Consider the following 12,408-nt stretch of genomic DNA (forward strand, 5'->3'; position numbering starts at 1 on the left):
CGCCGGGTCGCCCGGCCTTCACCGCTCCGGGGGCCGCCCGGTCCTGCCGAGCGGGCAACCACGCAAGATTACAGCGTGCTCATGGCGCGCGGCCCCAGATCGGTGCGGACCGGCAGCGGGGCGATCCGGACCCGGGCGCCGAGCACCGCCAGGCCGTGCGGGGCCACCACGACGGGCTCCAGGTCGACCGAGGCGACCTCGGGCAGGTCGTCGACGAGGCTGGAGACCCGCAGCAGCACCTCCTCCAGCGCGTCGGTGTCCACCGCCTCGGCGCCGCGCCAGCCGAACAGCAGCGGGGCGGCCCGCACTTCGCGGATCAGCTCGGCCACGTCCCGGTCGGTGGCCGGGACGAGGCGGTGGGAGACGTCGCCGAGCAGTTCGGCGGGGGCGCCGGAGAGGCCGAAGGACAGGATGGTGCCGACGGCCGGGTCGACGGCCGCGCCGATCACGGTGTCCACGCCGCGCGGGGCGAGCCGCTGGACCACCAGTTCGGCCTGCCCGGCGCCGCCCAGCAGCGCGTCCAGTTCGCGGTGGGCGCGGCGCAGTTCGGCCTCGCCGGTCAGGTCGAGCCGGACGCTGCCCAGGTCGGGGCGGTGCCGCAGGTGCTCGGCGGTGGCCTTCAGGGCGACCGGGTAGCCGAGGGCGGCGGCGGCCTTGACGGCGCTCGCCTCGTCGGGGGCGGGCAGCGTCGGGCTGACCGGGATGCCGTAGTGGCCGAGCAGTTCGGCGGCCTCGGCGTCGGGCAGGGTGACCCGGGCGCCGCCGGCCTGCAGCCGGGCGGCGACCGCCTCCCGGCTGCTCAGCGCCCGCTCGACCAGGGCGCGGGCAGCGTGCTCGTCGACGCCGTCCAGTTCGGGGACCCGGGCGGTCTCCTCGGCCTCGGCGCTGCGGCGGCGCCACTTCGCGTAGCGGACGGCGTCGGCCAGCGCGTGCACGGCGCGCTCGGGGGCCGGGTAGGCGGGCACTCCCCCGGCGCGCAGCCGGGCGACCAGCGCGGGCAGCGCGAGGTGGGCGAGCAGCAGCGGCTTGCCGAGTTCCCGGCCGCGGGCGGCCGCGTCCAGCAGGGCCCGGGCGATCTCCGGCTCGTCCTCGACGAGTTCGGGGGCGGCGCCGGCGCCCTGTACGCCGATCGGCGGGATGGCGACGGCGATCACCGCGTCGGTGCCCGGGTCGGCGAGCGCGGTGTCCAGGGCGATCCGGAAGTTCTCGCCGGTGGCGCCGGTGGTCAGGTCGACGGGGGTGCGGGGGCGCAGTCCGGCGCTCAGGCAGGTGTCGTAGGTGAGCAGGCCGAGCGAGTCGGAGTTCCCGACGACGGCGATCCGGTTGCCCCGCGGCAGCGGTTGTCCGGCGAGCAGTTCACCGGTGTCGAAGAGTTCGGTGATGGTGTCGACCCGGATCACGCCGGCCTGCTGGAACAGGGCGTCCACGGTGGCGTCGCGCAGCCGGGTCGCGGCCGGCTGGACGGCGTGGCCGGGCGGCAGGCTGCCGGTGTGCCGGGCGCCCTTGAGCACCACCACCGGCTTGGCGGCGGCCAGCCGGCGGGCGATCCGGGTGAACTTGCGCGGGTTGCCGAAGGACTCCAGGTAGAGCAGCACCACCTCGGTGGCGTCGTCCTCCTCCCAGTACTGCAGCAGGTCGTTGCCGGAGACGTCGGCCCGGTTGCCGACCGAGGCGAACGAGGAGACGCCCATCCCGCGCCGGTGCGCGGCCTCCAGCAGGGCCACCCCGATCGCCCCGGACTGGCAGAACACGCCGAACGGGCCGCGCTCGGGCAGCACGGGGGCCAGCGAGGCGTTCAGCCGGTGCCCGGGGTCGGTGTTGAGCAGGCCGAACGCGTTCGGGCCGATCACCCGCATGCCGGCCGCCCGGGCCTGCCGCACCAGCGCGCGCTGCTTGTCCCGCCCGTCCGGCCCGGTCTCCGCGTACCCGGCGCTCACCACCACCAGGCCCTGCACGCCGTGCGCCCCGCACTCGGCGACCGTGCCGGGGACGGACGGCTCGGGCACCGCGATCACCGCGAGGTCCACCGGCCCGGGGACGTCCAGCACCGAGCGGTGGGTCGGCACGCCCTCCAGCACGGTGCCCGGCTCGGCGCCCCGGTTCACCGCGTACACCGGGCCGTCGAAGCCGGAGCGGACGTCGCGCAGCAGCGCCCGGCCGACCGACTGCGGGTTGCGCGAGACGCCGACCACGGCGATCGAACGGGGCGTCAGCAGCCGCTGCACGGAACGGGCTTCGGCCCGGTGCTCGCGGGCGCGCATCACCGCCAGCGAGGCGGCGGTCGGCTCCAGGTCGAACTCCAGGTGCACCACGCCGTCGGCGAAGCTGCGCCGCTGGGTGTACCCGGCGTCGGTGAAGACCTTCACCATCTTCCGGTTCTCCGGCAGCACCTCGGCGGTGAACCGGCGGATGCCGCGCTCCTGCGCGACGGCGGCGATGTGCTCCAGCAGCGCGGAGGCGATGCCCCGGCCCTGGTGCGCGTCCTGCACCAGGAAGGCGACCTCGGCGTCGGTGCCGGTGGTGGACGGCATCCCGTCCTTGTCGGTCCGGTCGTAGCGGACGGTGGCGACGAACCTGTCCCGCACCACCAGCGCCAGGCCGACCCGGTTCACGTAGTCGTGCCGGGTGAAGCGGCGGACGTCCTTGTCGGACAGCTGCGGGTAGGGGGCGAAGAAGCGGAAGTACTTCGACCGGTCCGAGACCTGCTCGTAGAACTCCACCAGGCGGTCGGCGTCGTCCGCCGTGATCGGCCGGATCCGGGCCGTCCCGCCGTCCCGCAGCAGGACGTCCGCCTCCCAGTGCTGCGGGTACCCGTTGTCCGCCTGCTCGCGCTCGTGCTCCACGCCCGCCAGCGTAGTCGTCGGCGAGCCTGGTGGCGCCAGGCGTGCCGGGCACGGCACGCTGGCCCTGCGGCCGCTCCCGCGCCACCGAGCCCGCGGTGCGACGGCGTGCAACACTGGTCTAGACAACCCTGCACCACCCTGCACCACCTGAAAGGCACCTCTCATGGCTGAGCGCCGCGTCACCATCGGTTGGGCCGAGGGCCTGCACGCCCGTCCCGCCTCCATCTTCGTCAAGGCCGTCACCTCTACCGGCGTCCCGATGACCATCGCCAAGGAGGGCGGCACCCCCGTCAACGCCGGCTCCATGCTCGGCCTGCTCGCCCTCGGCGCGGGCGGCGGCGACACCGTCGTCCTGGCCGCCGACGCGGACGGCGCCGACGCCGCGCTCGACCGCGTCGCCAAGCTCGTCCAGGAGGGCCTGGACGAACTGCCCGCGGCGTAGAAGAGCACGGGCCGGCGGGAGAGCCCCGACAGGGGCTCGGGGAACGGCGAGGCCGTGGCTGCTGGCGGTTCACTGCCGTTGCGCGCATCTGCTTCCGGCTCCGTTTACTACACGCAGCAGCACGAACCTCCGATGGGCTCCGGCCGTCAGCAGCACGGGCTCGCCGTTCCCCGAGCCCCTGAATACGCGACTCCTTGCTCAGCTGCCCGCGAGCGCCCACCCCGCCGCCTCGCGGCGGGCTCCCGGGAGGAGCAGCGGGACGCCCAGGAGCAGCGCGGCGCCGACGAAGTAGGGGGCGCGGGGGCCCCACTGCTGGGCGAGGACGCCGGCGAGGGCGGCGCCCGCCGCGCCGGCGGCGCTGAAGACGAGCTGGTAGGCCATGGCGACCCGGCCCAGTAGGCGGGAGGGGACCTGGGCCTGCCGGAGGGTCAGTCCGCCGATCATCCAGGCGAATTCGGTGAGGCCGTAGGCGGCGACGCCGAGGCCCGCGACCGCGGGGGCGGGGGCGAGCGCCACCAGCAGCGCGCAGGCCGCCGAGCCGAGCGCTCCGGCGACCATGGTGGTGCGGACGCCCCAGTGCCGCAGCAGTCGCGGGGTGAGGGCGCTGCCGAGCAGGCCGCCGACGGCGAAGGCGGCGATCAGTAGGGCGAAGCCGGTGGGGCCGAGGTGCTGGACGCGGCCGGTGTAGAGGACCAGGACGGCGATCAGTCCGGAGGAGACCGCGCCCGAGAGGCCGCCGGCCAGGCAGAGCCGGAATAGGACGGGGCGGTCGCGCAGCCAGCGCAGCGCCTCGGTGACCTGCCGCCCCATCGGGGCCGGCCCGGCGGCGTCCGGTGCCGGGCCGGGGCGGAAGTCTCCGCGCAGCAGCAGGACCAGGGCGGCCGCGCCGGCGAAGGAGAGGCTGTCGACGGCGAACGGGAGCGCCGCGGCCAGGGCGAACAGCACCGCGCCGAGCGGGGTGCCCAGCAGGGTGTCGCTGATCAGGGCGCCGGCCTGCATCCGGGCGTTGGCCCGGGCCCGTCCCTCGGGCGGGACCAGGGTGGGGACCATGCCGGCCCAGCCGGCGCTGTAGAGGACCTCGCCGGTGCCGAGCAGCAGTGCGGCCAGGACCAGCCAGCCGATCCGGGCCGTCCCGGTGGCGACCGCGACGGCGAGCGCGCCGACCACGAGGGCGCGGGCGGCGTCGGCCCGGAAGAGCATGCGGCGGCGGTCGAACCGGTCGGCCCAGGCCCCGGCGGGGAGGGCGAGCAGCAGCGAGGGCAGCTGGCCGGCCAGGGCGACCAGGGCGATCAGCCGGGCGTCGTCGGTGAGGCGGACGGCGAGCAGCGGGAGGGCGACGAAGCGCATGCCGCTGCCGAGGCTGGATATGGTGACGGACGCCCAGAGGACGGGGAAGCCGCGGGAGAACATGAACAAAAATATCGTTCACGTTTTCCCGTCGCGTCAAGACACCCGCCCGCCCGGCACCGTACGAGGAGAGTGAGCCCGCCGTGTCCCCCCTGGTCCGCGAGCCCCAGCAGCAGCGCAGCCGCGAGAAGTTCGCCCGCATCCTGGCCACCGCCGCCCGGCTGCTGGACACCGTGCCGTTCGACCAGCTCAGCACCAAGCAGATCGCGGCCGAGGCCGGGATGTCCGTCGGGGCGCTGTACCGGTTCTTCCCGGACAAGGAGGCGGTGCTGGAGACGCTGGAGCGCAGCTGGATGGAGGGCGACCTGCGGTTGCTGGCCGCCGTCACCGACCCGGCGGCGGTGGCCGCCTGCGCGTCGTCCGAGCGGTTCCTCGCCCGGGTGGTCGAGGCGTACGCGGACCGGTTCCGGACCCTGCCCGGCTACCGGCACGTGTGGTTCCACGTGGCGAAGGTCCCCGCGCTGGCGAGCGAGGGGGACGAGGTGGACCGGCGGATCGTCGAGCGCCTGCACGAGGTGCTGGTGGCCTCGTACCGGCTGGCCGACACGGCCGAGACCCGCCGTCGGACGGGCCTGGCCGTGTCGGTGGCCGTGCGGATGCTCGGCATGGCGTTCCAGGAGGACCCGCAGGGCGACCCGGAGATCCTGGCGGACACCGCGCTGATGATGGACCGGTACCTCTTCGCGCCGGCCCGCCCCGCCGCCGGCTGACGCCGCGTCAGCCCTTCACGCAGATCACCTGCTTGAGGTGCGCGACCACCTCGACCAGGTCCCGCTGCTGCTCGATGACCTTCTCGATCGACTTGTAGGCGCCGGGGATCTCGTCGACCACGCCGGAGTCCTTGCGGCACTCGACGCCCGCCGTCTGCGCGACCAGGTCCTCCGTGGTGAAGCGCTTCTTGGCGGCGTTGCGGCTCATCTTCCGGCCCGCGCCGTGCGAGGCCGAGTTGAACGAGTCCGCGTTGCCCAGGCCCTTCACGATGTACGAGCCGGTGCCCATCGAGCCCGGGATGATGCCGTACTCGCCGGAGCCGGCCCGGATCGCGCCCTTGCGGGTGACCAGCAGGTCGACGCCGTCGTAGCGCTCCTCCGCCACGTAGTTGTGGTGGCAGGAGATCATCTCGCCGAACACGGCCTTGGCCTTGGGCAGTTCGCGGCGGACCGCGTCCTGGAACAGGGCCATCATCAGCGCCCGGTTGTGCTTGGCGTACTCCTGCGCCCAGAACAGGTCCGAGCGGTAGGCGGCCATCTGCGGGGTGTCCGAGATGAAGACCGCCAGGTCCCGGTCGATCAGGCCCTGGTTGTGCGGCAGCGCCTGGGCGATCGACATGTGGTGCTCGGCGAGCTCCTTGCCGATGTTGCGCGAACCGGAGTGCAGCATCAGCCAGACCGCGCCCTCGTCGTCCAGGCAGAGCTCGATGAAGTGGTTGCCGCCGCCGAGCGTCGCCATCTGCTGGGCGGCCCGCTCGCGCCGCCAGCGCACGTCGGGCGCGATGCCGTCGAAGCGCTGCCAGAAGTCGCCCCAGCCGGCGGTGGGCAGGCCGTGCAGCTTGCCCGGGTCGACCGGGTCGGCGTGCAGGCCGCGGCCGACCGGGATGGCCCGCTCGATCCGGTGGCGCAGGTGCGACAGGTCGTCGGGCAGGTCCTTCGCGGTGAGCGAGGACTTCACGGCCGTCATCCCGCAGCCGATGTCGACGCCGACCGCGGCCGGGCAGACCGCGCCCTTCATCGCGATGACGGAGCCGACCGTCGCGCCCTTGCCCAGGTGGACGTCCGGCATCACGGCGAGGCCGTGCAGCCAGGGCAGCGTGCTGATGTTGCGCAGCTGCTGCATCGCCTGGCCCTCGACGGTGGCCGGGTCGGTCCACATCCGGATCGGGACGCGGACGCCGGGTACCTCGGTGTACGACATGGGGGTTCGACCTCCTGGGTCGGGTGGGTTCGCGGTGCCGCGCGAAGGGGCCCGGGGCGGCGGCGGGGAAGATCGGGGGCGGCCCGGCGTGCCGGGACCGCGGGCAGCGGACGGGCGCTGCGCCGGAGACTGCTCAGGCGGTGCGGAGGGGACGACGGAAGGGCAGCCTCGGGGAGCGTCGTCGTGGCTCGACCCGCATGGTGACCGCCTCCTTCCGCGTGCGTCCGACCGCGCGTCCGTCGCCCGGTCGGGGATATCTACCCACGCCGCACCGGCGGCGCGCAAGGCATTAAAGCGGCCCGGGAACACGGCCCGGAAACGCCGAGGGCCCGGCGGGGCTGACGCCCCGTCGGACCCTCGCGCGGGAGCGGTCAGGCGATGACCGTGACGTCCCCGATGCCGAGCGCCTTCACCGGCTCGGCGATCACCGAGGCGTCGCCGACCAGCACGGTGACCAGCCGGTCCGGCGGGAAGGCGGCGACCACGGCGCGGGTGGCGGCCGCGGTGTCCAGCTCGGCCAACTGCCGGTAGAAGTCCGCCTGGTAGGTGTCCGGGAGGTACTGCTCGACCTGGTCCGCCAGGGTCGCGGCGACCGAGCCGGCCGTCTCGAACTTCAGCGGGGCGACGCCGACCAGGAACTGCACGGCCTCCTCCCGCTCGGCGTCGGTCAGGCCGCCCTCGGCCAGCGTGCGCAGGATGGTCCAGGTGTCCTGCAGCGCGGGCGCGGTGGACCCGGTGTCCACCGAACCGCTGATCGCCAGCAGCCCGCGGCCGGAGCCGTCGGCGGCCGAGCGCAGCGCCTGGGCGAACGCCCGCACGCCGTAGGTGTAGCCCTTCTCCTCGCGCAGCACCCGGTCGAGCCGGGAGGTGAGGGTGCCGCCGAGGCAGTAGGTGCCGAGCACCTGCGCGGCCCACGCCGGGTCGTGCCGGTCCGGGCCGATCCGGCCGATCAGCAGCTGGGTCTGGACCGAGCCGGGCCGGTCCACGATGATCACCCGGCCGGTGTCGTCCCCGGCCACCGGGCCGTGCACGGCCGGCGCCTTGCCGTCCGCGCTCCACCGGCCCAGGGTCGACTCCAGCAGCGCGGCCAGGTCGACGCCGGTGAGGTCGCCGACCACCACGGCGGTGGCGGTGGACGGGCGCAGGTGGGCCTCGTAGAACGCCTCGACCGCGTCCCGGTCGATCCGCTTGACGGTGTCGTTGGAGCCCGCGCGCGGCCGCGACAGCCGGTCGTCGGCCGGGAACAGCGCCGCGTACAGCGCCTTGGCGGCCCGGCGGGCCGGGTTGGCCTGCTCGTGGACGATCTCGTCGAGGCGGTTGGCGACCAGCCGCTCGATCTCGTCGGCGGGCAGCGCGGGGGCCCGCAGCGCGTCGCCGAGCAGGGTCAGGCCGCGCTCCAGGCGGGAGGCCGGGACCTCCAGCGAGACCCGGATCGCCGGGTGGTCGGCGTGCGCGTCCAGGGTGGCGCCGGCTCGCTCCAGCTCGCCCGCGAACTCCTCGGCGCTGAGCGTGTCGGTGCCCTCGGACAGCGCCCGGGCCAGGATCGAGGCGACGCCGTCCAGGCCCTCGGGCTCGGCGGCCAGCGGCGCGTCCAGCACCACGTCGACGGCGACCAGCTGCTGGCCGGGGCGGTGGCAGTGCAGCACCGTCAGGCCGTTGGCCAGGGTGAGCCGCTCGGGGGCCGGGAACGCCCACGGGGTGGGGGTGCCGGGCCGGGGCTGCGGGTGGAACTCCATCGCGGGGGTGTAGTCGCTCACGCCGCCGCCTCCTCGTCGCTGTCGTTGCTGTCGGTGCTCTCGTCGTCACCGGTCGGCTCGTACACCAGCACGGCCCGGTTGTCGGGGCGCAGCCGCGCGGCGGCGACGGCCCGGACCTCCTCGGCGGTGACGTCGAGGACCTTCGGCAGGGCGCTGTTGACCAGCTTCGGGTCGCCGAACAGGACGGCGTAGCGGCACAGTTCGTCGGCCCGGCCGGCCACCGTGGTGAGCCGGTCCAGCCACTCGCGCTCGATCTGCGCCTGGGCGCGCTCCAGTTCCTCGACGGTGGGGCCCTCGGCGGCGAAGCGGGACAGCTCCTCGTCGACGGCGGCCTCGATCTGCTCCAGGGTGGCCTCGCCGCCGGCCTTGACGTCCAGCCAGCCGAGCGAGGGCGCGCCGGCCAGCCGCAGCAGGCCGAAGCCGGCCGCGACGGCGGTGCGGTCGCGGCGCACCAGCCGGTTGTACAGGCGGGAGGACTCGCCGCTGCCGAGGATGGTGAGCGCCAGGTCGGCGGCGTCGGCCTCGCGGGTGCCGTCGTGCGGGAGCCGGTAGGCGGCCATCAGCGCGCGGGAGGGGACGTCCTCGCGGACCAGTTCGCGGACCTCGGCGCCGATGGTCTCCGGCAGGGCGCCGTCGCGCGGCGGCTGCTTGCCGTCGTGGGCCGGGATCGAGCCGAAGTACTTCTCCACCCAGGCGACGGTCTGCTCCGGGTCGACGTCGCCGACGATCGCCAGCACCGCGTTGTTGGGCGCGTAGTAGGTGCGGAAGAACGTCCGGGCGTCCTCCAGCGTGGCGGCGTCCAGGTCGGCCATCGAGCCGATCGGGGTGTGGTGGTAGGGGTGGCCGTCGGGGAAGGACAGCGCGGTGAGCTTCTCGAACGCGGTGCCGTAGGGCACGTTGTCGTAGCGCTGGCGGCGCTCGTTCTTCACCACGTCGCGCTGGTTCTCCATGGACGTCTCGTCCAGCGCGGCCAGCAGCGAGCCCATCCGGTCGGCCTCCAACCAGAGCGCGAGCTCCAGTTGGTGGGCGGGCATGGTCTCGAAGTAGTTGGTGCGCTCGAAGCTGGTGGTGCCGTTGAGCGAACCGCCGGCGCCCTGGACCAGTTCGAAGTGCCCGTTGTTGGAGACGTTGGCCGAGCCCTGGAACATCAGGTGCTCGAAGAGGTGGGCGAGGCCGGTGCGCCCCTTGACCTCGTGCCGGGAGCCCACGTCGTACCAGAGGCAGACGGCGGCGACCGGGGTGAGGTGGTCCTCGGAGAGCACCACCCGCAGGCCGTTGGCCAGGCGGTGTTCGGTGATGGCGAGGCCGCTTGCGGGCACGGGGTTGGCCATGCGGGGTCCTTCCCGTCGTCGGTTCCGGAGTGTCCGGGCCGGGGGCGTGTGACGTCCCCCATTGTGGTGCAACGCCCGGCGCCGCCGTCAGGTGTCCGGCCGCGGGGCGCGTTCGCCAGCGGCGGAAGCGGCCCGGGTGACGGGTGGTGTCCCACCGAGGGTCCACAATGGGGGGCGTTCGTGCCCGCGTCCGACCACCCCCATGTCCCGCATGTACCGCAAGGGAGCCCCGCAGCGATGGCCCGCCGCAGTTCGCCCACCCCGCCGCCCGGTGACTTCGAGGAGCGGATCCTCGACGTCGATGTCGTGGACGAGATGCAGGGCTCGTTCCTGGAGTACGCCTACTCGGTGATCTACTCCCGGGCCCTGCCGGACGCCCGGGACGGCCTCAAGCCGGTGCACCGCCGGATCCTCTACCAGGCCAACGAGATGGGCCTGCGCCCGGAGCGCGGCCACGTCAAGTGCGCGCGCCTGGTCGGCGAGGTGATGGGCCGGCTGCACCCGCACGGCGACGCCTCGATCTACGACGCCGTGGTGCGCCTGGCGCAGCCGTTCTCGATGCGGCTGCCGCTGATCGACGGCCACGGCAACTTCGGTTCGCTCGGCAACGACGACCCGCCGGCCGCGATGCGCTACACCGAGTCCCGGCTGACCGCCGCCGCGATGTCGCTGGTGGAGTCCATCCACGAGGACACCGTCGACTTCGGCCCGAACTACGACGGCTCCGAGCAGGAGCCCCAGGTGCTCCCCTCGGCGTTCCCGAACCTGCTGGTCAACGGCGCCACCGGGATCGCGGTCGGCATGGCCACCAACATGCCGCCGCACAACCTGGCCGAGGTGGTGGCCGCCGCCCGGCACCTGATCAAGCACCCGGCGGCGGACCTGGACACCCTGATGCGGTTCGTCCCCGGCCCCGACCTGCCCACCGGCGGCCGGATCGTCGGCCTCTCCGGCATCCGGGACGCCTACCAGTCCGGCCGCGGCACCTTCAAGATCCGCGCGACCACCTCGATCGAGAACGTCACCGCCCGCCGCAAGGGCATCGTGGTCACCGAACTGCCGTACACGGTCGGCCCCGAGAAGGTGATCGGCAAGATCAAGGACCTGGTCAACGCGAAGAAGCTCCAGGGCATCGCCGACGTCAAGGACCTCACCGACCGCGAGCACGGCCTGCGCCTGGTCATCGAGGTGAAGAACGGCTTCGTCCCCGAGGCGCTGCTGGAGCAGCTGTACAAGCTGACGCCGATGGAGGAGACCTTCGGCATCAACAACGTCGCGCTGGTCGACGGGCAGCCGCTGACGCTGGGCCTCAAGGAGCTGCTGGAGGTCTACGTCGACCACCGCTTCACGGTGGTCAAGCGGCGCAGCGACTTCCGCCGCCGCAAGCGCCAGGACCGGCTGCACCTGGTCGAGGGCCTGCTGGTCGCGCTCGTCGACATCGACGAGGTGATCGCGATCATCCGCAGCAGCGACGACGCCGGCCAAGCCAAGGACCGGCTGATGGAGCGCTTCGGCATCTCCGAGATCCAGACCGCGTACATCCTGGACACCCCGCTGCGCCGACTCACCCGCTTCGACCGGGTCGAACTGGAGGCCGAGCAGGCCAAGCTGCTCAAGGAGATCGCCGAACTGACCGAGATCCTGGAGTCGGACACCAAGCTGCGCTCCGTGGTCTCCTCCGAACTCGGCGCCGTCGCCAAGCAGTTCGGCACCGAGCGGCGCACCGTGCTGCTGGAGGCCGGCTCGGTGCCGTCCGCCGCGCTGGCGGTGCCGCTGGAGGTCGCCGACGACCCGTGCCGGGTGCTGCTGTCCTCCACCGGGCTGCTGGCCCGCACCTTCGACCTGGAGCCGGTCACCGAGGAGTCGGCGGCCCGCGCCAAGCACGACGTGCTGGCCTCCGCCGTCCCGGCCACCGCCCGCGGCGACGTCGGCCTGGTCACCACGGCCGGCCGGGTGCTGCGGCTGCCGGTGATCGACCTGCCCGCGCTGCCCCCGGGCACCACGGCGCTGTCCGGCGGCGCGGCGGTCTCCGAGTTCCTCCGGCTGGAGGCCGACGAGCGGCCGATCGCGCTGACCACGCTGGACGAGTCCTCGCCCGGCCTGGCGCTCGGCACCGTGCAGGGCGTGGTCAAGCGGGTGGTGCCCGAATGGCCCGCCAACAAGGACGAGTTCGAGGTGATCGCGCTCAAGGACGGGGACGCCGTGGTCGGCGCGGTCGAACTGCGCACCGGCGAGGAGGACCTGGTCTTCATCGCCTCCGACGCCCAGCTGCTGCGCTACCCGGCGAACCAGGTCCGCCCGCAGGGCCGCCCGGCCGGCGGCATGGCGGGCATCAAGCTGTCCGACGGCGCGAAGGTGCTCTCCTTCACCGCGGTCGACCCGGCGCAGGACGCGGTGGTGCTGTCGGTCGCGACCGCCTCCGGCACGCTGGCCGGCGAGGAGCAGACCAGCTGGAAGCTCACCCCGTTCGACCAGTACCCGCGCAAGGGCCGGGCCACCGGCGGCGTCCGCTGCCAGCGCTTCCTGCGCGGCGAGGACGGCCTGGCCTTCGCCTGGGCCGGCCCGCTGCCCGCCCTCGGCACCAGCAGCACCGGCCAGCCCGTCGCCCTCCCCGAGCGCGACCCGCGCCGGGACGGCTCCGGCACCCCGGTGCCGTCCCCGGTCGCCGCGGTCGGCAGCCGGATGTAGCACGGCGGCGGAGCGCCGACGCGTGAGGG

The 12,408-nt window shown here is 74.2% G+C and carries 8 protein-coding genes; 3 read left to right on the top strand and 5 right to left on the bottom strand.

Translation table 11 applies throughout. The features are described 5' to 3' along the window. Positions 1–68: 68 nt before the first annotated feature. Positions 69–2,843, bottom strand: a complete 2,775-nt coding sequence (locus ABD345_RS15195; RefSeq protein WP_344552604.1) for a bifunctional acetate--CoA ligase family protein/GNAT family N-acetyltransferase — start codon at positions 2,841–2,843, stop codon at positions 69–71. A 163-nt stretch (positions 2,844–3,006) separates the two neighbouring features. On the opposite strand from ABD345_RS15195, the gene ABD345_RS15200 reads away from it, so the two are divergent. Further along, a complete protein-coding gene (locus ABD345_RS15200; RefSeq protein ID WP_344552605.1) occupies positions 3,007–3,285 on the top strand; it encodes an HPr family phosphocarrier protein in 279 nt (92 codons plus the stop codon). A gap of 198 nt (positions 3,286–3,483) precedes the next feature. On the opposite strand, the gene ABD345_RS15205 is transcribed toward ABD345_RS15200, so the two are convergent. Further along, positions 3,484–4,695 (bottom strand): MFS transporter, encoded by a 1,212-nt coding sequence (locus tag ABD345_RS15205; protein WP_344552606.1) that lies wholly within the window; start codon positions 4,693–4,695, stop codon positions 3,484–3,486. 80 nt (positions 4,696–4,775) lie between these two features. On the opposite strand from ABD345_RS15205, the gene ABD345_RS15210 reads away from it, so the two are divergent. After that, positions 4,776–5,402 (top strand): TetR/AcrR family transcriptional regulator, encoded by a 627-nt coding sequence (locus ABD345_RS15210; RefSeq protein WP_344552607.1) that lies wholly within the window; start codon positions 4,776–4,778, stop codon positions 5,400–5,402. Positions 5,403–5,409: 7 nt separating this feature from the next. On the opposite strand, the gene ABD345_RS15215 is transcribed toward ABD345_RS15210, so the two are convergent. The 3 genes from ABD345_RS15215 to ABD345_RS15225 all read right to left on the bottom strand — a co-directional run bounded on the left by ABD345_RS15215 (position 5,410) and on the right by ABD345_RS15225 (position 9,691). Further along, positions 5,410–6,603 carry an RtcB family protein gene (locus ABD345_RS15215; RefSeq protein WP_344552608.1) on the bottom strand — a complete coding sequence of 398 codons (1,194 nt, stop codon included), beginning with the start codon at positions 6,601–6,603 and terminating at the stop codon, positions 5,410–5,412. A gap of 371 nt (positions 6,604–6,974) precedes the next feature. Next, complete coding sequence (locus ABD345_RS15220; protein ID WP_344552697.1) at positions 6,975–8,339, bottom strand: M16 family metallopeptidase; 1,365 nt, start codon at positions 8,337–8,339, stop codon at positions 6,975–6,977. 17 nt (positions 8,340–8,356) lie between these two features. Then, positions 8,357–9,691 carry a M16 family metallopeptidase gene (locus ABD345_RS15225; RefSeq protein WP_344552610.1) on the bottom strand — a complete coding sequence of 445 codons (1,335 nt, stop codon included), beginning with the start codon at positions 9,689–9,691 and terminating at the stop codon, positions 8,357–8,359. A 237-nt stretch (positions 9,692–9,928) separates the two neighbouring features. Here ABD345_RS15225 and ABD345_RS15230 point away from each other — a divergent pair, with 237 nt between their 5' ends. Beyond that, a complete protein-coding gene (locus ABD345_RS15230; protein ID WP_344552612.1) occupies positions 9,929–12,379 on the top strand; it encodes a DNA gyrase/topoisomerase IV subunit A in 2,451 nt (816 codons plus the stop codon). Positions 12,380–12,408 lie beyond the last annotated feature (29 nt).

It is taken from the genome of Kitasatospora saccharophila, from assembly GCF_039529925.1.
In the GTDB taxonomy this organism is placed as follows: Bacteria; Actinomycetota; Actinomycetes; order Streptomycetales; family Streptomycetaceae; genus Kitasatospora; species Kitasatospora saccharophila.